The organism is Dysgonomonas sp. BGC7 (genome assembly GCF_001261735.1).
Lineage (GTDB): Bacteria > Bacteroidota > Bacteroidia > Bacteroidales > Dysgonomonadaceae > Dysgonomonas.
Window position 1 is genome coordinate 38,332 of the sequence record NZ_CVRP01000023.1, and the last position, 22,163, is coordinate 60,494.

Genomic DNA, 22,163 nt, shown 5'->3' on the forward strand with positions numbered 1-22,163 from the left:
AATTATGATAAACAAATTGTTATATATGGCTTGTATTGGCCTGCTGGTGTCCTGTTCGGGCAGTGATAATAAGGCTTCTGTCTCTGAGAAAAATAATATAAATGAGGCTTTTCTGAAAAACGTAAAAACGGTGAAAGCTGAGATTAGTAACCATAACGAGGAATTGGTTCTTACCGGGAAAGTCGAATATGATCCCGACAAAGTAATCAATTATGTATCACTTGTAAACGGTGTTGCCGATCGTACATATTTCTCTTTGGGTGATAAAGTACAAAAAGGGCAGGTGTTGCTTGATCTCAGGAGTTCCGATCTTAGTACTCTTCAGGCGGAAGCTGTTTCAGCAGAATCGGATGTGAAAATCGCACAGCGTGAACTCCTGACAACTCAGTCAATGTATGAAGACAACCTGTTGTCTGAAAAAGATTTGCTCGAATCACAGGCGAAACTGAATCAAGCAAAGGCTGTATATGATAAAGTTCAGAGCGATATAAGTGTGCACGGAACAAATAGAGGTAACGGCAGATTTTCTATAAAATCACCTATGAGTGGGTATATTGTAAATAAGAATGTGTCGTCAGGTAGCACGGTGTCTACAGATAGCGAGCCGCTATTTACTGTTGCCGATCTGAATACAGTTTGGGTGACAGCCAATGTGTATGCAAGTAACCTGTTATTTGTAAGAGAAGGAATGGATGTCTCCATAAGTTCTCTCTCCTATCCGGGCGAAGAGTTTGTAGGTAAAGTCAATACGTTGTCTCAGGTGTTTGATCCGGAAGAAAAAGTACTAAAAGCTCGCATTGTACTATCTAATAAAGACTTGAAACTGAAGCCGGAGATGTCTGTGGTCATAAAATTGAAAAATGAAGTTCATAATAGATTTATCTCTATACCTACCGATGCTCTGATTTTCGACGACGATCGTTACTTTGTTGTAGTAGAAAACGAGGATAGTCAATTTAAAGTAAAAGAAGTTGCCCTTGTAGGACACAATAAGAAGGTTACATACATAGCTTCGGGTCTGGCAGAGGGGGATAATGTAGTGGTGAAAAATCAGTTGTTAATTTTCTCAGGGCTTAAGGAGGACTAAACTATGCATAAGTTTGTAGAAAAAATAATAGCGTTTGCACTACGCAATCATGTACTTGTTCTTTTTCTTACTATATTACTTTTCGTGGCGGGTATTGCCTGTTACATCAATACGCCTATCGAAGCCTATCCCGATGTAACTAATACCCGTGTACGAATAATAACTCAATGGTCGGGGCGAAGTGCTGAGGAAGTAGAGAAGTTTGTTACTCTCCCTATTATGAGAGAAATGAACACCATTCCCCGAAAGACAGACGTACGGTCTACTTCGCTGTTTGGGCTTTCTGTTGTTACAGTTATTTTCGAAGATGGAGTAGATGATTTTTTTGCTCAGCAATATTCTTCAAACAGGATGCAGGATCTTGATTTGCCAGAAGGTGCAGATCCTTCTATCGAGCCGCCTTCGGGAGCTACAGGTGAGATTTATCGTTATGTTTTGAGGAGTGACTTACCCATCAGAGAGGTAGCTGCTATAAATGAATGGGTTGTCGAGAGAGAACTGCTTTCTGTTCCGGGAGTTGCTAGTATAGCCAGCTTTGGAGGCGAAGAAAAAATATTTGAGATAAAAGTGAATCCGGCAGAACTCAACAATTTTAGTCTGTCTCCATTAGAAGTCTATGAAGCTGTATCAAAGAGTAATATCAATGTAGGAGGCGATATTATTCAAAAAGGAAGTCAGGCATACGTTGTCAGAGGTATAGGGTTGTTGGAAAGTGTAGAGGATATTGAAAATATACTTATAGAAGTAAAAGGAGGAACCCCGATAAGAGTAAAGCAGGTAGCCTCAGTCAGTGTTTCTTCAAAGCCTCGTCTGGGACAGGTTGGGCTCGATGATGAAGATGATATTGTACAGGGAATAGTGATTATGCTTCGGGGGCAAAATCCCGGAGAAGTAATAGGGCATCTCAAAGAGAAGATAACAGAACTCAATGAGCGAATACTGCCTCAAGATGTAAAAATAGAGCCATTCCTTGATCGCACAACCTTAGTGGACTCCACAGTGCATACGGTTATTAAGAATTTGCTGGAAGGAATTATTTTAGTTTCCATTGTCGTTTTCATTTTTCTTTTCAACTGGCGTACTACTCTTATTGTAGCCACTGTGATTCCACTATCGTTTTTGTTTGCTATTATAATGTTACGGATTCAGGGGTTGCCTGCTAATCTGATATCAATGGGAGCTTTGGACTTTGGGTTGCTGCTCGAAGGAACTTTGGTTATAGTCGAAATTATTTTTGTGGCTATGGAACGGCGATCGGGGCAACTCGGTATTCGTTTTAATCAGGTCGCAAAAAGCGGGCTTATAAAGAAAAGTGCGGGTAGTGTGGCTTCTCATATTTTCTTTGCCCAGATTATCCTTGTGGTAGCGCTTTTTCCTATTTTTTCTTTTCAGAAAGTAGAAGGTAAAATGTTTTCGCCTCTGGCTTTTACACTCGGATATGCTTTGTTGGGCTCATTGATATTGTCTCTTACCTATGTGCCTGTAATGTGTAAGATGCTGTTGACAAAGCCGGTCAAAGAGAAAACTAACTTTATCAGTAGATTCTTTACTACAAGATTGTATAAGATATTCTCGTTTAGTTCACGATACAGAAAAGGAACAATTCTTGCTTTTTGTCTGCTCTTGCTGATCTGTGTTGTACGCTTTTGTTTTTGGGGTACAGAATTTATCCCAAGTATGAATGAGGGTGCAATCTATATTCGGGCAACATTGCCAAATAGTATCAATCTGGATGAGTCGGTGAAGATTACAAAGCAGATGAAACAAAAGCTACGTGAGTTTGATGAAATCCAATTTATACTGTCGCAGACAGGGCGCCCTAATGACGGTACCGATGCCACAGGATTCTTTAATATAGAGTTTCATGCTCAGCTAAAACCTGAAAAGGAATGGACGCGAAAGTTGAAAAAAGACGATTTGATAAAAGAAATAAATGATTCGCTGGATATATATCCGGGAGTAATTCTTGCCTTTAGTCAACCTATTCAGGATAATGTAGAAGAATATGTTGCCGGAGTGAAAAGTTCTCTTGTTATAAAACTTTTTGGGAACGACCTTCACCAACTGGAAACTCTTGCCGATCAGACAGCAGCGGCAATAAAAGATGTACAGGGTATAGAAGATGTGAATGTATTCAGAAGCATTGGATTGCCCGAACTACAGATAAAACTCGAAGAATCGAGGATGGCCAACTATGCAGTGTCGATGGCAGATGCTCAGGCTGTGGTAGAGATGGCGATAGGAGGAAAGGCTGCAACTAAGTTTTATGAAGGTGAACGTACCTTCGATGTTCAGCTGCGTTTTCAGAAAGAATATAGGGATAACGAAGACAAAATTGGCAATATACTAATCCCTACAATGGATGGTAAATACGTTCCTTTGAAAGAAATTGCCGATATAACATTTATTACCGGCCCCACTTTTATTTACCGTGAAGGTAGTAGTCGCTATGTCGGGGTAGGGTTTAGCATCCGCGACAGAGATTTGGGCTCCGCTATTGCTGAGGCTCAGAAACGAGTAAGTGAAAGAGTAGAGTTGAAGACAGAAAATAAAATGGTGTGGGCTGGAGAGTTCGAAAGTCAGCAACGTGCTACAGCCCGCCTGATGATTATTATTCCGGTAGTCGTCTTGCTCATAATGTTCCTTTTGTATCTCAATTTTGGAACTGTGAAAGATACCCTTATTGCGGCTAGTGCTATGCCATATGCTTTCATTGGTGGCTTTATTTCATTGTGGGCAACAGGTACTGTGTTTGGTATTTCTGCTGGTATCGGGTTCATTATTTTATTCGGAATAACGGCAATAGACAGTATTCTCTTGATTGTATTGATGAAGGAGCGTATGCAAAACACCCGAAACTTACGTCTTGCTATAAATGATGCTGTCACGAGCCGTATTCGCCCGGTACTGATGATAGCTCTTATGGGGTCGATGGGGCTGTTTCCTGCGGCACTGTCTACCGGGATGGGATCGGAGATACAAAGACCTTTGGCCATAATGATAGTAGGGGGAATACTTATATGTATGATATTGTCATTTACCGTTTTACCTCAGGTGTTCTATTTTGCATACAGAAGAGATAAACGGCTAAAAGAATAGATGCTTCGACTAACTTGAAACTAAAATGATTACTTTTATAATTCTAAAACTTATGCGTTATGGAATTACTATTGGTAGAGGACAATGCCCGTATCAGTGAATTTATAGTCAAAGGGTTGGAGGAGAACGGCTACTCTGTCGTTCTTTCCGACAATGGCGTCGATGCCCGTAGCAGGATTGCACAAAAAGAATGGGACTTGATTTTGCTGGATATAATGTTACCCGACATTGACGGAATAGAATTGTTACAATACGCCCGTTTCAAGAAAATATATACACCTATTCTGGTGATAAGTGCATTAGGAGAGCCTGACGATAAAGTAAAAGCGTTGGATTATGGTGCAGATGACTATCTGTCTAAGCCTTTTCATTTCAAAGAACTTATTGCCCGTATCAATGCTTTGACACGTAGGGCGAAACTAAGATATGACGATACTTCCGATATTCTTAAATGTGAAGATCTTGTCCTTTATATAGATAAACATAAAGTGGAGAGAGGAGGTAGAGAAATAAAACTCACTTTACAGGAATTTAAGCTCCTCAAACTTCTTATGGAAAATAAGAACAGGGTTTTGGCTCGTACTCAGATATTAGACACTGTCTGGGGTATAAATTATGATACCAATACCAATGTGGTAGATGTATATATATCTTATCTTCGTAACAAAATAGATGTAGAAGGGACTGCGAAACTTATAGATACCGTAAAAGGACGGGGCTATCTGATCCGCACTCACGACTGAGATATAATATTTTGCTGTTTTGTTAAGTATAAAAACGGTAAGTCATTTCCTTTATCAGAGATGTTTCTAAATACTTCCTATTTCTTTATAAAAAGTGTTTATGTATGAAAGTTCAGACTCGTTTAAGTTTGTTTTGTTCTCTTGTTTTTGGAGTCATCTTTGCTATTATATCTTTGCTTATATATGGCTTGTATTATAATAATACTGAGAAGTCTGTTTATAAAGGACTTGAAAAAACTGCCTATATTTCCGCTTTTTTCTATCTCGAAGAAGATGAACTGAATATTTCTGAATTTGAAAAAGTAAAAAAACAATTTAAAGAGCTTGTCCCCGATTCCGGCTATCAGATTTATGCAGAAGACAATACCATTGCATATGGTGCACTGGGAGATGAGATTGCTCCCGAAATTCTGGAAAAAATAAGGAAGCAGGAAAATCTTTCATTTTCAGTCAATGAATATTTTTGTTATGGTATTTTCTATCGGGACAATCAGGGTGATTTTGTCGTTGTGGCAAAAGAGAAAAAAAGTGTGCTCGAAGAGCAGATCAATTTGTTGCTAGGTATTCTTACTGCTTCCTTTTTTATCGGATTATTTGCTATTATTATTTTTAGTCGATGGGTATCGCATATAGCTTATCGTCCCTTTAGTAATGTGATAGAGCAGGTGAAGAATATATCGACAAATAATCTTGATGTACAGATAGACTTACCTGCGACCAAAGATGAACTTCGAGACCTTACGGCTACTTTCAATGAACTTCTGGGCAAAATTTCAGAAACATTTGTCATCCAAAAGAATTTTGTAAGTTATGTTTCTCACGAATTTAAAACTCCGTTGGCTTCTATATTGGGAAATCTGGAAGTTTTTTCTATAAAGGACAGAAGCCCCGAAGAATATAAAGATCTATCAGAGAGGCTGATTCAGCAGATATATCAACTGGAAGAAATACTGAATACCTTAATTATTATTTCCGATCTGCGAAAAGATACAGATACCGTTTCGCAAATGAGGCTCGACGATCTGATTTGGGAAATTATAAATAAAATAACTGTACGTTACTCTAACTCCAAGGTCTTGGTGGATGTAGATATATTGCCCGAAGATGAGCAACTTATGTCGGTGACTACAGATCGCACACAGTTACTGATGGCTTTGTTTAACTTGATTGAGAATGCCGTTAAATACTCTCTTGGAAAAACTGTGGATATAAAAATTTATAAAGAGTCGGGTAAGTTAGGTTTATCGATAACCGATAGAGGAATTGGTATACCAAACGACCAGATGGAAAACATAAGTAAGCCTTTTTTTCGTGCCGACAATTCCGGACAGATGCAAGGTAATGGCATCGGTTTATCTATAGCTTTACGGATTTTAGAAAAAAATAAGATAAACTATCGTATAGAATCGAAGATCGATATGGGAACAAAAGTGTCTTTGATCTTCGGATGAAAAGTATCATCAGATAAATAAGTATTATTAAACAGCCATGACTGCATAAAAAAATGTAATTTTGTATCTTCAATAATACTAGCATGATTTTAGAGCGATTATCCATACTGAATTATAAAAATATAGAACAAGCCGAATTGAGCCTGTCTCCTAAGATCAATTGTTTCTTGGGTAGTAATGGTATGGGAAAGACCAATCTTTTGGATGCTATTTTTTATTTGTCGTTCTGCAAAAGCCATAATAATCCGGTCGATTCTCAGAATATCAATCATCAAGCAGAGTTTTCTGTTATTCAGGGCTGGTATCAGTTCGATAATAAACAGGAAGAATTTTTCTGTAGTTTTAGGCGAAAACAGAAAAAGCAGTTTAAGAAAAACAAAAAGGAATATGAGCGCTTGTCTGACCATATCGGGGTATTACCCCTGATAATGGTATCGCCATCAGACACAAGCCTTATAAGCGGAGGAAGTGACGAGCGTCGTCGGTTTATGGATATATTCCTGTCTCAGTTCGATAAAGAATACCTTCATGCTCTGATTCGTTACAACAAAGCCTTACAGCAAAGAAATGCACTTTTGAAACAAGACGGTTTTTCGGATGATACCCTGTTCGATCTTTGGGATCAGCAATTGGCAGAAGAAGGTTCTGTGATATACAGAAAAAGAAAAGACTTTATAGATAAATTTATTCCTACTTTTCAAAAATTCTATGATTTCATTTGCCTGTCGAATGAGAAGGTAGAACTCACATACGATTCGCACTTCGAAAAAGGAGATTTTCTTGCGTTGCTGAAACAAAGAAAAGAACGTGATCGTATAATAGGTTATACCAGTGTGGGAATCCATAAAGACGATCTTGATATGTGTATGGATGGTTATTCGATAAAGCGTGTCGGATCACAAGGGCAAAATAAGACCTATGTAGTTGCTCTAAAGCTCGCACAATTCGACTTTTTGCGCAAAGCTACAGACACTACACCTATTTTGTTACTTGACGATATTTTCGATAAATTGGATTCGTCTCGTGTAGAACAGATAATTAAACTTGTGTTAGATAAAGATTTTGGTCAGATATTTGTCACAGATACCAATCGTGAACATCTGGATGAAATACTGTCGCATACCAACAGCAATTATCTTCTGTACGAAGTTGAACAGGGTGAAGTTGTTTTAAAGAATCCCGATTTATGAGAAAGCGAAATACGGAAAGTCTGGGGGAGGCTTTGAGGCAATATTTCGAAGAAAACCCTTTTTTTAGGAGAAAGATTGCTGAAAGCAGAGCTGTTACCGGTTGGCAAACATTGTTGGGCTCTATGATCAGCTCTTATACTACAAATATTTATTTACGAAATAATATATTATATGTCTCTCTTAGTTCGGCTGCTCTGCGGGCAGAATTGCAAATGGCTAAAGACAGACTTATTTCTAAATTGAACGAACATGCGGGTATGCATGTTGTAAACGATATTGTATTCAGATAAAATGAAAGAAGTAAAATCAGAGACCTTTAGGGCTTCATTGCCTATTCAGATACGATTTAGTGATGTAGATGCTTTGGGGCATATCAATAATAATCTATATTTTAGTTATTTCGATTTGGGGAAAACCAGCTACTTTGAAAAAATAAAGCCTTCTGCCGTTAGTTGGACTGATGGACTTATTGTATTGGCTCATCTCGAAACCGATTTTCTTTCTCCTGTTTATTACAAGGAGAATATAGCCGTAGACACAAAAGTGATAAAACTGGGCGAAAAGAGTGGTGTTTTTTTACAGCAGATACGCAATATAAAGACAGGAGAAATAAAGTGTCGTTGCGAATCTGTTTTTGTAACATTCAATGCTCATACACAGTCTTCTATGCCTATACCCGATTCATGGAGGGTAGTTATATCGGAATACGAAGGTTTAGATTTCTAAGATTCTACATTGTTTTTATTAATATATGGAAGGCTACTCTTTCTGTAGAATAAAAGGCGAAGAGGACAAATATTATAAACAGTTTCTTTCTGTATATAAGTCCTCATTTCCTGTTTTTGAGCAGCGAAGTCAGGAACAACAATCGGCTGCTTTCAAAAATAATAGCTATTGCCTTGTAGCATTGGTAAAGGGCGATAAACTAGCCTCTTTTATATCCTATTGGGAGTTCGATGACTATATCTACATAGAGCATTTAGCCGTGAACTCTGAGCTGAGGGGACAGAATATAGGAAGTTTTACTCTTAGTAAGTTCGCACAAAATAATCGTAAAATACTCTTGCTCGAAATTGATCCATTGGTCGATGAGGTATCTAAAAGAAGGCTTTGTTTCTACAAGAAGCTAGGATACAAAGTAAACCCTTATCACCATCACCATCCTGCATACAGGCAGGGCTATGATTCCCACGAATTGCTGGTTCTTAGTTTAAGTGAGGTATTGAGTGAGAATATGTATAATCGATTTTACTCCGATCTGGTACAGGTGGTAATGAATGCCGATTGAGATTAAGCCGTATAATTTTTAGTCTTATAAGTCACATCTGTTTTTTTATCTCTATCTTTGCAATCCAATAACAGTAGGCCGGTTTGTCGCTGGCTGCCGTAAGGCAGAAAGAGGAAAGTCCGGGCAACACAGAGCATCGTACTTCTTAATGGGAAGCTGTTCGTGAGGGCAGAGTTTAAGGTAACAGAAAATGACCGCCTTAGGGTAAGGGTGAAAAGGTGAGGTAAGAGCTCACCGGTCTGTATAGCAATATACAGAGCCGTACTACTTGCGAGTTGTAAGACCATGTATACCGGCGTATGTAGGGCTGCTCGCCCGATGTCGGGGGGTAGGTTGCTAGAGTCTGTCGGTGACGGCTGGCGTAGATAAATGACAAACACCTGTTTCTACAGGACACAGAACCCGGCTTACAGGCTTACTGTTTTTTTAGTTATTCAGTTTAAATATGATGGGGATAGTATAATATACGGGAACAGTTTTTCCGTCTTGGCTTCCGGGTATCCATCTCGGCATTGATTTTAGCATACGCACTACTTCTTTATCACACTCGGGATCTATTCCCCTTAGAATTACCGTATTGGTTATATCTCCTTGTTTCGATACCACAAAGCGTACTGTCACTCTGCCTTGTATTCCTTCTTCCTTAGCTTTTTCCGGATATTTCAGGTTACTTGCAATATATTTATGCATTTCAGCCTCTCCTCCCGGAAATGAAGGCATTTGCTCTACAGTCATAAATGGTTTTTCATTGTCCTCGCTTATTATAGCTTTTTCTCTGCTATTTTCTTTTTCTATATTTTCTTTTTCAGGTGCAGAAGAAGAAAAGATAAAGTCTTTGTAGTTGTAGTATAATAAAAGAATACTGGGGATTATAATCAATAGTATGATATAGACTATCGGACGCACCGAGAGCCCCTTCTTTTCATTTTTATCGTATCAGTCTGTATTTTGTATATATGCCATATTCGATGTTATTTTTCATTTTTGATGTAGGATTTCTGTTCTTTTATCAGGCTCGGATTGAAAGAGGGGTTTCTATAGATATATTCTTTATCTAAAAATAATCTGTCTCGGAAAGGTTCTTTCTTCAGTTCGAAGGTTGCAGTCATATAACGTAGAAGAGCAATGGGTTCATCTATTTTTGATGCCTGCAAACCTCGTGTGTGGCCGGTGGTAAATGTGAATTTCTTATCAAAAAAAGAGAGTTTGATATCTGATTGGCATTTAGAATCGATAATATCGTCTCCAATTAGATATTCCAGACCTTCTGCTTTTGTTTTATATATTTCCTTTCCGTAGTAGAAAATGGATATTTCATTGTCGTGATTAAAGGTGATTTTCACTCTACGTACAAAAAAAGTAAAGAGAAATAATGTCCAAATAAAGATAGCCAAAAAGAAATATATAAAATGAGAGGTAATGTAAGAAATATCAGTGAAGAAAATAAATAATACCATTATAATACCCACAGGCATAGTAATCAGCATGATTTGTTTGAGAGAATAGGGAATTGCCCAAAATTTGAATTCTTTCATAGTATATTGATTTGTTATTCAAACTTACATAAAAATAACAGTATATGAAATAGTCAGATAAATAATTATCTATACAGAACTATCTATGCTAATGAATGCCAGGACAGAAAAGTTGTATATATGAAAACAAGCGTAAATGTATACAAGTTTGTCAGGTTTTAGTTAAAATGAATATTAAACATTGTGATAAAAATGAGTTTTCTATAAAAGAACAAACTATCTTTGCCAATATTTTGTTTCAAATATATGATTGAGAAAATAAAACAATTTGCGACAAAGCTTATTCGTTTTCTCTCCTATGGTATCTGGCGAGTAAACAAACAAGATCATTCTTCGAAAAAGAACAGTCTTTATGATATAATAAAAGCTTTTATTCTTGCTATTCGAAATATTGACGGGGGACAGTTATTTACCCGTGCTTCAGCTTTGACTTACAGTACACTATTGTCTATTGTGCCTATGCTTGCTGTCTTGTTTGCGATAGCAAGGGGTTTTGGTTTTCAGAATATTGTTAAAAGCCAGCTGTTTACATACTTTTCGGGGCAAGAGGAGATATTGAATAAAGCAACTGCTTTTATCGACAAGTCGATAGAATATGCACAGGGAGGGGTTTTCCTTGGTATAGGTATTGTATTATTACTATACACAGTTATAAATCTGCTTTCGAATATCGAAGACAATTTCAATCAAATATGGCAAATAAAGAAAGGTCGTACCTACTTCCGTATGTTTACGGACTATTTGGCTCTGATTATTATAGCTCCTGTTTTTCTTGTCTGTAATGCAGGGCTTACTCTTATATTGAATACGACAGCCGAAGAACAGCATGTGATTGGATTGGTAATTACTCCTTTTATAAAATTACTTCCTTTTCTGGTAACAATGTTGTTGTTCGTTATCCTTAATATATATATCCCAAATACAAAGGTTAAATTTACAAGTGCCTTGCTTGGAGGTGTCTTTACCGGAATATGTTTTCAAGTGTTTCAGACTCTTTATATAAGCGGACAGATATGGATTTCGAAATATAACGCTATTTATGGTAGTTTTGCTGCATTGCCGTTATTGTTACTGTGGTTGCAACTAACTTGGTTCTTTGTCCTGTTTGGTGTGCAACTAACTTTTGCCTATCAGAATGTAAATAAGTACAGCTTCGAACACGAAACGTCTAACATTAGTCGCCGTTATAAGGATTTTATTATTCTTCTGATAATGACTTTGATTGTTAAGCGTTTTGAAAAAGGATCTACTCCATATACTGCCGACGAACTGTCGGAGCATTATAAGATTCCTACAAGGCTGACAGGAGATACTTTGTTTTATCTGCAACAAATAGGAATGATTGTAGAAACTCCTTCCGATGATCATCTTGTGCCCGCATATATCCCTGCTATGGATATAAATCATATTTCTGTAGGATCGCTATTTGAGAAAATAGATGTATATGGATCCGAAGATTTTGCCATTGATACCGACATTGAGTTTTGTAACGAATGGAATGCTATTCTTCGGTTAAAAGGAGTGGCACAGTCCGAAACCAGACTGTTGAAAGATTTATAATCCTATGAATTTGTTGTATAAATGAAATCAGGAATTTTAAATCTTACAGAAGGGAAAATCTTTTCTACCCTTATTCGTTTGGCTTTGCCTCTTATGGGAACGAGTTTTCTGCAAATGGCATATACTCTGATGGCAATGTCGTGGGTAGGTCGTTTGGGTACTGTTTCACATCCCGAAATAGCAACAAAGTCGGAAGCTGCAATAGGTGCAATAGGAATGTTACTTTGGTTGACGGCGTCTGTGGCATATCTGGCTATGATTGGTTCGGAAGTCGCTGTTGGGCAATCTATAGGGGCAAAGAAAATGAAGCGAGCTGCTATATACGCATCTCATTCTACCACAACCTCTATTGTGTTGAGTGTTCTGTGGGTTTCCTTATTGGCTATATTTGCTTATCCAATACTCTCATTTTTCAAGTTGGAAGCCGATATTACAGCCGATGCTGTATTGTATCTGCGTATTTTGACTATCAGCCTGCCATTCCAATTCCTGTCCTATAATTTCACAGGTATATATAACGGAGCAGGGCGAAGTATAATCCCTTTCCGGAACAATGCAGCAGGACTGGTACTCAATATGATACTTGATCCTATACTCATGTTTGCTATGGGAATGGGACTACACGGTGCTGCTATCGGTACTGTAGTTTCGCAACTATTCGTTTTTGCCTTGTTTTATTATCAGATACGGCATGGAAATAAGATATTAGGGTATTTTCCTTTCTTTATAAAACCGAAGTTAATGTACCTCAAGCGTATATTCTTTTTGGGAACTCCCGTTTCTGTTATGAATTCCTTATATGCTATTATAAATATGAATCTGGCTCGCGTGGCATCTATTCACGGAGGACATTTGGGGATGATGGCTCAAACTACAGGGGGGCAGATTGAGGCAGTTACGTGGAATACTTCTCAGGGGTTTTCTACAGCATTGAGTGCCTTTGTCGCTCAGAACTATGCGGCGAATAAAATAGAAAGAGGTAGGAAAGCTTATATCTACACTATACGGGTAATGCTTACCTTGGGTGTGGCTGTCAGTATCTGTTTTATCTTGTTCGGAGCTCAAATATTCGGTATTATTGTACCCGAAGAAAATGCGATGAGGGCTGGAGCCGAGTATTTATTCGTAATGGGCTTAGTCCAGATATTTATGATGTTTGAGCTAACTACTCAGGGTATGTTTAATGGTATAGGGCGAACTATTGAGCCTGCTGTTATTAGTATAACATTCAATGCTCTGCGCATACCACTAGCGTATTATCTAGCTTCGCAGATGGGAATAACGGGAGTATGGTGGGCTATTGCAATATCCACTATTTGTAAGGGAATAATACTGCCAACTTGGTTTGCAGTAGTTTATAGGCGTATCAGAAGAAGAAAGCCTAAAATAGGGTAGGTAGCCTTATTTATAAGTATGTTGAGGAGTATGTCTTAATAACCTTTCTTTTGCCATGCTTTCATATTCGGTACCCTTGCGTCCATAGTTGCAAAATGGGTAAATGCTGATCCCTCCGCGGGGAGTAAATATGCCGACAACCTCAATGTATCTGGGATTCATGAGTTTGATAAGGTCTTTCATTATGATGTTTACACAGTCTTCGTGGAAAGCTCCATGATTGCGAAAGCTGAACAGATACAATTTCAAGGCCTTGCTTTCTACCATCTTTACATCCGGCAGATAGTTGATGTGGATGGTTGCAAAATCCGGCTGTCCTGTAATAGGGCATAGACTGGTAAACTCGGGGCAATTGAATGTTACCCAATAGTCATTTCCCTGATGTTTGTTTTCGAAAGCTTCCAGTACCTCGGGTGCATAGTCGTCTTTGTATTCTGTTTTACCACCTAAGTGGCTCAATCCTTCTATTGTCATATTAGTCTTTGTCTTTTATTGATAGATAATTGTCTAAGCCTTGATTACGTAGCTTACATGCGGGGCAATGTCCACATCCATCGGCAATGATGCCATTGTAGCAGGTCAAGGTTTGTGTTCGTACTATGTCGAATACTCCTAGTTCATCCGCAAGCTGCCATACAGCAGTCTTATCTCTCCACATTAGTGGTGTATGGATCTGGAAATGCTCGTCCATAGCCAGATTGATAGATGCATTTGCCGACAGAATAAATGTGTCTCTGCAATCGGGATAGCCGCTATAGTCTGCTTCCGATACTCCGGTTACAATGTGGCGTATACCATGCGAACGTGCTATGACCGCAGCAAAAGTAAGAAACAGCAGGTTGCGTCCGGGAACGAAGGTGTTGGGATATGAGTCGGCGGGCTTCTCTTGGTCCATTACAATATCGCTGGTAAGGGAGTTGACTGATAGCTGGCTGATGATAGACGCATCCAATAGTTGAAACGGCACATTCGCTTCTTGTGCTATTGACTGTGCTATTTCTACCTCCTTCGAATGTCTCTGACCGTATGTGAAACAGAGTGTACGTACCGATGAAAAGTTTTTCAATGCCCAATATAGGCATGTTGTAGAGTCTTGTCCTCCGGAGAACAAAACTAAAGCGGATTCTTTTTTGTTCATAAATCTTTGTTTTTTACGTGGTTAATTCTAAGATACACGGAAAGATGCTTTTCTTTCGGGTACAAATGTAGTTATTTTAAGAGTTTATTGCCGAAAAAGTTTCTTAAAAAGAATAATTGTTTTACTTTTGCATCATCAAAAAAGACTCCGTAGCTCAGCTGGTAGAGCAATTGACTCTTAATCAATGGGTCGAGGGTTCGAGCCCCTCCGGGGTCACTTTTAGGCTTTTGTAAGACGTTGTAATCAAACCGATTGCAACGTTTTCTTTTTCATGTGAGTACACGTAAGTAGTAGAGCTTATGAATACGGGCATATAGAAGCCTCTTAATGTATTAATATTAAGAGGCTTTTGTGTATTTTTCGTTACGATTACAGATCTGTTCTAAATAGTTCCTAATCCTGAACTTCTACTTTTATCTTTTTATCCTTTACAATGATGTAATATTCACCAGCCTCAAGAAATTTTTCTCCTTTTCCGTTTACGAAGCCTAAATCTCTGATCGGATCAATATTGAATGTAAAGGTTTTTGTCTGACCTTTTTCTATCATCTGTTTTTCAAAGTGCTTAAGTTCTTTGACCGGACGGGAGATAGTTGATACCGGATCGCTAATAAACCAATGTACAGTCTCTAATCCATCCATATTTCCTGTATTTGTAACAGCAATACTCACGGATAATTTGTTTCCTTTTTTTATCTTAAGAGCTGATGGTTGTAATTCACCATATTCATAGGAGGTATAGCTCAGGCCATGCGCAAATTCGTAGAGAGGAGTGCTTGGTATATCCTGATATTTGCCTTGATGTGGACGGGCACTCTGTCTGTGGTTGTAATAGATTGGTATTTGCCCTGTCGAGTAAGGGAAAGTAATAGACAGTTTTCCTGATGGATTTATACGTCCCGAAACAATGCCTGCAATAGGATTTGCTCCCGCAATACCCGGTTGCCAAATCTGTAACATCGCATTGCTAAGCTTATCTAATCTATTTAGTTCCAAAGGTCGTCCGCTTGATAGTAATAGTATGACAGGCTTCCCTAGCTTCTTTAGTTCGGCTACCAGTTCTTCTTGTATCTGAGGTAGAGTAATTGTTGATCTGGATGCATTTTCGCCACTCCATTGAGCTTTCTCTCCTAAACAAAGAATGATTGCATCTGCATTTTTTGCTATGGACTTTGCTTCTTCAAAACCAGATTTATCATCTCCTTCAAAATCGCAACCGGATGCATATGATAATTGAGCCTTATTTTTGAATTCATTTTCTAACCCTTCAAATAGAGAGATAGCATCATCTGATTGTCCTTGTGCTCTCCATGAACCTAACAGGTGCCATTTACTTTTAGCCATTGGTCCTACAACAGCTATCTTTGAGATATTAGTAAGAGGTAAAGTCTTATTGTCATTCTTTAGCAGTACAATAGACTCTTCTGCTAGCTTCTCTGCAATCTCAAGACTTTTGGGTAATAGAAAACGATCCTTCTCCGCACCATTAGGTGTATACGGCTTATCGAATAGTCCTAATCTGAATTTTATCCTTAAAACACGTTTTACCGCATCGTTCAGCTTTTCTTCAGATACTTTTCCCTCTTTTACAAGCTCTGCTAAGTGATTGTCGTAAGACCTGTTCATCATGTCCATTTCTACTCCGGCATTGAATGCTTTTAGTGCCGCTTCTTTTTTATCTTTGGCAACTCCTTGAGGACGTAGCTGTTCTATTGATCCCCAGTCGGATACAACAAAACCATCATGTCCCCAACGCTCTTTTAATATTTCAGTGAGAGTATAATGGTTGGCTGAACCGGGAGTCCCACTAATGTCGTTGAAAGAACTCATTAGCGTGGCAGCTCCGGCTTTTACTCCCTCCTCGTATGGGTGCATATAGGTATCCCATAGGGTTTGTTGGGATATTTCTGTATATACATAGTCTCGTCCGGCCTCAGAAGCACCATAGCCAATATAATGTTTCAGACAGGCAGCCACATTTTGAGGATTGGAAAGGTCATTCCCCTGATAACCTTTTACTGAGGCTACTCCAAACACAGCATTTGTATAAGGGTCTTCGCCATATCCTTCGGCTACTCTGCCCCAACGAGGATCACGAGCTACATCTATCATCGGAGAAAAAGTCCAGTCGACACCCGACATACGAGCCTCTTGTGCGGCAACAGCACATGCTTTTTCTACAAGGTCAGTATTCCATGAACATGCTTGAGCTAAAGATATTGGATAAACTGTTCTGTAGCCATGAATTACGTCATAACCAAATATTACTGGTATGCCTAGACGGGTTTCTTTCATCGCTCTTTTTTGCACTCTATTGCGTAGTTCAGGGTTGCTGCTAAAGTAAATAAGTGAGCCTATTCCGGGCGGAATGTCGTTTACCGGATCTGCCATATTATTTGCATTGTCGTTTCTGCCCAATGTGTATTGATTTAGCTGAAGAACTTTTTCTTCCACTGTCATTTGCGACACAAGGTCATTTACTCTTTCTTCGACAGATCTTTTTGCATCTTTGTAAATAGGCATGCTTTTTTTATTTTGAGCACCTAGTATACATGAGACTGCTAGTAGCAATCCTAAAATAATTTTTCTATTTCTCATTTTCTTATTGTTGATTATCTTTCAAAGATATTTCCTTTGATTATTTAAACAAGGGTTGATTGGATAATTTCATCAATCGTTGCTTATTATTTTTCAATTCGAATACAATCACTTCATTACTTCCTTGTTTCAAAATACTTTCAGAGACTTGTATTGATTGTTGTTTTTCTTCTTCCCAATATGATCCTAAGTAGACGCCATTGATCCAAACTTCGCCCATTCCCCACCCTGATATGTCTAGATAGGTGTCCTTAGGATTAGTCACTTCTAAGAATCCTTTATGAAAAGAAGGCCTTTCATCTGCTTGTTCTGTTGTGAATTGTAGCTTGTTCATATCACACTCTTTTATGTTTAAAGGAATTATTTCCCAGTTGGAGACATCTTCTCCATCTATAGTTATACTTCCGAACAAACCTTTTGAATTGTCTAGTATCTCGGGACCGTAAGTTATGCGTCCTATGTTTTCGACATAAAGTTCAAGTACATATTTCCCCGGGGCTATGTTTATAGTTATTTTCTTTTTGTTATCTGTAAGTACGCCTTGTAGTTTTCCTTCAAGAAATACGACAGCATAGTCTCGTACATTCTCTATTTCTAATTCTGTATTTTCTTCTTCTATATTTATCTCCGCCTTATAAAGAACATAGCCAAATTCTATATTGAGATCATTGAACGGAAGCAGAGTTTCTGATTCTGTAATATCTTCATATACCTGTTCTAAAGAAGCTGTTTCGGTCATTTGTATCTCTTGTCCGTATATTACCACGTTGATACAAAGAAATACAGCTAAAAATAAATATACTTTCTTCATAATTCTTAAATGTTAAAACAGGGTGACAAAAGTTACAGATTTTATAATGTTTTCTATTGTCACCTTTTTGTATTATTTTGTCAAGAATGATTGAATGAACGATTCTTCAACTTTTATCTGAGGGTTGAATTTGTCACTTTTTACATATTTGTCAACGCTCTCTAGTAGTTGCCTTGTTGCCGGACGTTCATCCATTTTCTTCTGTGTATCTACAGATAAAACTAATAATTTTCCACCGTTCACATTTGCTTCGAAGCCTATGCCCAATTTCTGATTATTGTCGTAAGAGTCTATCACCTGAATAAATGGTCTAAGTTCCTTAGGTGTGTCTTGCATTTCTATTACTTTAGCATTTTCGAGTATATCCCACCATTGCCAGTCGGTATGGTATGAAGTTACAAAATCGTTGAATACAGGCTCTTTGTCGTGGATAAGACATCCTATAGTCATTGGTGCCCATGCAAACATGATTGGATTCCAGAAGTGGTTGTGGAATTTCGATTTACGGCCTTTCACATTGTTAGGCATCGGGCAAAGGACTACCTTCTTTCCTTTGGCTAATTGTTGTTTTGCTTTATCGTCATATACGTTTGTATATAATACTTCATCAGTCGAAACCATTAGTGTTTCATTTTTAGGATATACCCATATATTCCAGTTGTTTTTTATTTTATCGTTGATTGATAAATGTACTGTCAGCATCTGAGGTGTAGACATTCCTTTCAGATCGAAAGAAAATTCTCCAACAGGAAATACATCATCGTTCCCGATTGTCTGCGTTTTCAGATTCCCTTTTCTAAGAATTTTTCCGGTGTTATCTGTAAGTGCCCATTTTATTTTAGCATTCTTTAGTGCCGACGAACTGAAATTATATACTTCTGCTTTTCCCGTAAATGTTTCATTGTTAAAATACGAGCTTTTTGCGTAACGAAGCAAAGCTACTGTGGGCGCACATGATTCTCTGAATTTCTCCGGAGTAACCAGTCCTTTCGAGTCCCAGAAAGGATCGAGGATACCAACCGGAGCATATCCCTGCCCGGGAAAATCGTTTATACTCAATAGCTGAAAACCTGCCGATTTAGATGAACGTAGTAAGGTTTCTGTCACGGCTTTGTATTCTAACACAGTGAGTGCTCCCGATGCACGGAAAAAGTCGTGTGCCTGATCGAGCATTCCATTCTGATCGAGCATTTCTCGGAATACTTCAAAGTTGCGAGCCTCTACCGGGCTGTTTGCATACTTCTCTATTTCGCGAAAATCAGGATAAATACAGCGTTGCCCTGCTTCGTGAGAAATGACTGGGACATCTATATCAGATTCTTTATTTCTGTCCCAATCGGTATATGGTAGCCCTTCATATACTTTTACAGGACCTTTGTTTGTCTGTTGAGATACATAGTATTGATCAGATTTAACTCTGGTACGAGCAGTAGAGCCACTAAAAAGGTGTCGGTTGTCTAGTTTTCTTCCCGTACCTGTAAGTTCTTCTATGAAGTCGAAGTTTCCTGTTATCTCATTTCCATTACAATACAAAATAAAAGACGGATGATTTCCATATTCTTTCAAGATAGCCCGCATTTCGCGACGGAAGAAGTTGTAACGTTCTTCATCCTGCTCGGCATCTTTGCCCCACATAGGCATCTCTACTTCTAAGTATATACCATATTTATCAGCCATGCGAAATGCTGCCCGTGGAGGACACCATGAGTGAAATCGCATATGATTCATTCCGTAGTCCTTCATCAGTTTCATTATACGTTCCCATTCTTCATCTTCTACGGGAGCATAACCTGTTTTTGGAAAAACTGCATTTTCTACAGTTCCTCTAAGGTGTATAGGGCGATCGTTGAGTAGTATATGGTTTTTACCCTGTTTCACTTCACGCATACCAAAATCAGCAGACTTTTCATGTTGATATTTAGCATTGCCATTATTTGTGTTCAACTGACAGGTTATCTTATATATGTTGGGATTAAATTCATTCCATAATTTTATGTTTTTTCCTAATTGAATAACATTTTCGAAATCAATTATAGAGTCGTTTCCTTTTATTGCGATTTCTTTGCTAATGCTATAGTCCTTCCCTGTTATCGTGAATGTTGCATTACCTGAAATTTGTTTCTTTGTATAGTTATTTACCTGCATTTTCACCTTTACAGAATTGTCTTTAATGTCAGGATATACCTGCAAGTCTTCAATATATACAGGATCGATCGCTACAAGTTTCATTTCTCCGAGTATTCCGTTCCAGTTAATCTGAGTAAACTCGGTATGGGCATGATCCCATTTGTGGGTATTATATTGGAAACGATTGTCGATGCAAACTGTAAAGCGATGTGTTTTACCCGGTGTAACAAATTCTGTAAGATCATGATTGTGAGGTACACTGACATAATCAATTCTACTTACTTCTTTTGTATCTATATAAATTGAGCTGAGCCAGTGTGTGCGTTCGAAATACATAAAGATGCGTTTGCCTTTCCATTCTTTGGGTATTTCTATATCTCGTTGGTACCATGCAGGCCCCATATACTCATATTTACGGGTTAATCTGTCTATGTATTTGTACGGGACTTTATATCCAATCTTATAGTCATCGGTAATGCCGGGCAGTGTGATTGTTTCCTGCAATTTGTGATTATAGCGTGGAGACAAGGAGCCTCTGCGAAAATCCATTACGTCGGTCTGAAACCCCCAAGAACCTGTTAAATCTATAGACTGCGTTTGGGCTTTAATATACGGCACTTGTATAATAAAAAGCAGCACAGTTAGGGCAATCCTCAAAGATACTTTTAAAATTTCCATGTTTCTTTTCTTATTCTTATATATTTAGTAATATGTCCTTTATGAATAACGTTAGTTTTTATTCATTTTATGGTATTGATTATTAGTGTTTTTGTCGTATTTATTTAGATGTAGTAATATTTCTCTATTATATCTAAGTTAAAATTAAAGAGAGTTGTGTCATAAGACTTACTCCTTTTGCTATATCTTTTATTCAAATCGTTAAATTGAAAAAGAACCTTTTTCTAGTGTACATCTCTATTTTTCGTATTTTTTCTTTAGTCTTGTCAATGCTTCAAGATAGTAATAGTCAGCATATGTAAGAGGTACATCTACTTCCGACTTGAACGGATAACCTCCTGTACTGTGCTTTAAGATGAAATCTCCATTTTCGCCAAGCTTTGCAGTATATTGCTCCGAAGCCAGTGTCCGAATTTGCTTCTCTATAACATTCATATATTCTTTGGCTTGTGTAGCATTTACATAATCTATCAATTCACTAAGTGCCGAAAGCATGATACATGCTGCTGAAGCATCACGAGGGGTATTGGGTATATCTGGAGAGTTGAAGTCCCAATAAGGAATATAATCGTCAGGCATATTAGGATGATGAATTACAAAATTTGCTATATTTTTTGCCTGTTCCAGATATCGCTCTTCGCCTGTTTCTCTATACAGATAAGTGTACCCGTATAGACCCCAAGCTTGTCCACGGCTCCAAGCCGATTCGTCTGAATAGCCCTGATGGGTTTGCTTTAGGTGAGGCAATCCTGTGATGGTATCATATGACACAACATGATAGGAACTGTAATCGGGACGGAAGTGATGCTCTATTGTTTTGTCTGCATGAGAAATTGCTATATTTTTGAATGTTGAATCTTCAGAGTTTTTCGCTGCCCATAGTAATAATTCCAGATTCATTATATTATCTATGATAACAGGATATTGCCAGTTCTCCTTGTTATGATCCCACGAGCGTATAAGTCCTACATTGGTATTGTACCTTGTGCCCAAAGATTTTGCACCTGTCATTAACACTTCTTTGTATCTTTCTTCTCCTGTAAGACGCAGCCCGTTGCCAAAGCTACAATAGAGCATAAAACCTACATCATGGTTATCTGTTGTAAATTTTTCTCTTTCTACTCGGTCGGTATATAATTGTGCATAGTTCAGTGTTTCTGGGTTTTTACTGTTTTCGTATATATACCATAATGATCCGGGGAAGAAACCACTGCACCACCAACGGGAGTCAGACGACATATCTTTCCCGTCCTGATAAGTCTTAGGTAATCTCCCGTCCTGAGTTTCATACTTTTTTGCCATCAATAGCGATTGTTGTTCGGCAAAGGATAATGCACTGTCTATAATCGGTAGTAGAGCATCACTGTAGAGATTGTCTGAATTATGCTTCTTCGTACAAGAAAAGAATGCTATGATAAGTAATATATATAAAGTTGTTTTTTTCATTTTATATTTTTTATATG

Annotated in this window: 18 protein-coding genes, 1 tRNA gene and 1 other RNA gene; 12 read left to right on the plus strand and 8 right to left on the minus strand. The window is 38.1% G+C overall.

Translation table 11 applies throughout. From position 1 onward, the window contains the following. The first annotated feature begins 4 nt into the window (after positions 1-4). The 9 genes from BGC7_RS16915 to rnpB all read left to right on the plus strand — a co-directional run bounded on the left by BGC7_RS16915 (position 5) and on the right by rnpB (position 9,284). Positions 5-1,087, plus strand: a complete 1,083-nt coding sequence (locus BGC7_RS16915; RefSeq protein ID WP_050702789.1) for an efflux RND transporter periplasmic adaptor subunit — start codon at positions 5-7, stop codon at positions 1,085-1,087. 3 nt (positions 1,088-1,090) lie between these two features. After that, on the plus strand, positions 1,091-4,186 hold the full coding sequence (locus BGC7_RS16920; RefSeq protein ID WP_050702790.1) for an efflux RND transporter permease subunit: 3,096 nt from the start codon (positions 1,091-1,093) through the stop codon (positions 4,184-4,186). Positions 4,187-4,245: 59 nt separating this feature from the next. Next, complete coding sequence (locus tag BGC7_RS16925) at positions 4,246-4,929, plus strand: response regulator transcription factor (RefSeq protein WP_050702791.1); 684 nt, start codon at positions 4,246-4,248, stop codon at positions 4,927-4,929. Between the two features lie 104 nt (positions 4,930-5,033). Next, entirely contained in the window at positions 5,034-6,380 is a 1,347-nt protein-coding gene (locus tag BGC7_RS16930) for a sensor histidine kinase (RefSeq protein ID WP_050702792.1), read from the plus strand. A gap of 83 nt (positions 6,381-6,463) precedes the next feature. Continuing rightward, positions 6,464-7,570 carry a DNA replication/repair protein RecF gene (locus BGC7_RS16935; protein WP_050702793.1) on the plus strand — a complete coding sequence of 369 codons (1,107 nt, stop codon included), beginning with the start codon at positions 6,464-6,466 and terminating at the stop codon, positions 7,568-7,570. Continuing rightward, positions 7,567-7,860 carry a DciA family protein gene (locus tag BGC7_RS16940; protein ID WP_050702794.1) on the plus strand — a complete coding sequence of 98 codons (294 nt, stop codon included), beginning with the start codon at positions 7,567-7,569 and terminating at the stop codon, positions 7,858-7,860. The genes BGC7_RS16935 and BGC7_RS16940 overlap by 4 nt, the downstream gene beginning before the upstream one ends. A 1-nt stretch (position 7,861) precedes the next feature. Further along, entirely contained in the window at positions 7,862-8,296 is a 435-nt protein-coding gene (locus tag BGC7_RS16945; RefSeq protein WP_050702795.1) for an acyl-CoA thioesterase, read from the plus strand. A gap of 25 nt (positions 8,297-8,321) precedes the next feature. Further along, on the plus strand, positions 8,322-8,858 hold the full coding sequence (locus BGC7_RS16950) for a GNAT family N-acetyltransferase (protein WP_050702796.1): 537 nt from the start codon (positions 8,322-8,324) through the stop codon (positions 8,856-8,858). A 70-nt stretch (positions 8,859-8,928) separates the two neighbouring features. Next, positions 8,929-9,284: RNase P RNA component class A (gene rnpB / locus BGC7_RS17090), an RNA gene on the plus strand. On the opposite strand, the gene BGC7_RS18235 is transcribed toward rnpB, so the two are convergent. Then, the gene (locus BGC7_RS18235; protein WP_255351487.1) at positions 9,285-9,764 is read right to left on the minus strand and encodes an energy transducer TonB; all 480 of its coding nucleotides are present in this window, start codon (positions 9,762-9,764) and stop codon (positions 9,285-9,287) included. It lies immediately after the preceding RNA gene. 65 nt (positions 9,765-9,829) lie between these two features. Beyond that, positions 9,830-10,393 (minus strand): hypothetical protein, encoded by a 564-nt coding sequence (locus BGC7_RS16960; RefSeq protein ID WP_050702798.1) that lies wholly within the window; start codon positions 10,391-10,393, stop codon positions 9,830-9,832. Positions 10,394-10,639: 246 nt separating this feature from the next. Here BGC7_RS16960 and BGC7_RS16965 point away from each other — a divergent pair, with 246 nt between their 5' ends. Further along, the gene (locus BGC7_RS16965) at positions 10,640-11,953 is read left to right on the plus strand and encodes a YihY/virulence factor BrkB family protein (protein WP_050702799.1); all 1,314 of its coding nucleotides are present in this window, start codon (positions 10,640-10,642) and stop codon (positions 11,951-11,953) included. A gap of 21 nt (positions 11,954-11,974) precedes the next feature. Next, on the plus strand, positions 11,975-13,348 hold the full coding sequence (locus BGC7_RS16970; protein WP_050702800.1) for an MATE family efflux transporter: 1,374 nt from the start codon (positions 11,975-11,977) through the stop codon (positions 13,346-13,348). 6 nt (positions 13,349-13,354) lie between these two features. On the opposite strand, the gene queF is transcribed toward BGC7_RS16970, so the two are convergent. Both queF and queC read right to left on the minus strand, forming a co-directional pair. Then, on the minus strand, positions 13,355-13,822 hold the full coding sequence (queF, locus tag BGC7_RS16975; protein WP_050702801.1) for a preQ(1) synthase: 468 nt from the start codon (positions 13,820-13,822) through the stop codon (positions 13,355-13,357). A gap of 1 nt (position 13,823) precedes the next feature. Then, positions 13,824-14,486 (minus strand): 7-cyano-7-deazaguanine synthase QueC, encoded by a 663-nt coding sequence (queC, locus tag BGC7_RS16980; protein ID WP_050702802.1) that lies wholly within the window; start codon positions 14,484-14,486, stop codon positions 13,824-13,826. 143 nt (positions 14,487-14,629) lie between these two features. Here queC and BGC7_RS16985 point away from each other — a divergent pair. After that, positions 14,630-14,702 (plus strand) — tRNA-Lys (locus BGC7_RS16985). 177 nt (positions 14,703-14,879) lie between these two features. Here the strand turns inward: BGC7_RS16985 and BGC7_RS16990 are convergent. The 4 genes from BGC7_RS16990 to BGC7_RS17005 all read right to left on the minus strand — a co-directional run bounded on the left by BGC7_RS16990 (position 14,880) and on the right by BGC7_RS17005 (position 22,146). Next, positions 14,880-17,084, minus strand: coding sequence for a glycoside hydrolase family 3 N-terminal domain-containing protein (locus BGC7_RS16990; protein WP_050702803.1), 2,205 nt, complete (start codon positions 17,082-17,084; stop codon positions 14,880-14,882). Positions 17,085-17,124: 40 nt separating this feature from the next. Beyond that, a complete protein-coding gene (locus BGC7_RS16995) occupies positions 17,125-17,895 on the minus strand; it encodes a hypothetical protein (RefSeq protein ID WP_050702804.1) in 771 nt (256 codons plus the stop codon). A gap of 72 nt (positions 17,896-17,967) precedes the next feature. Further along, complete coding sequence (locus BGC7_RS17000; RefSeq protein ID WP_050702805.1) at positions 17,968-20,700, minus strand: sugar-binding domain-containing protein; 2,733 nt, start codon at positions 20,698-20,700, stop codon at positions 17,968-17,970. Between the two features lie 237 nt (positions 20,701-20,937). Continuing rightward, positions 20,938-22,146 (minus strand): glycoside hydrolase family 88 protein, encoded by a 1,209-nt coding sequence (locus BGC7_RS17005; RefSeq protein WP_050702821.1) that lies wholly within the window; start codon positions 22,144-22,146, stop codon positions 20,938-20,940. Positions 22,147-22,163 lie beyond the last annotated feature (17 nt).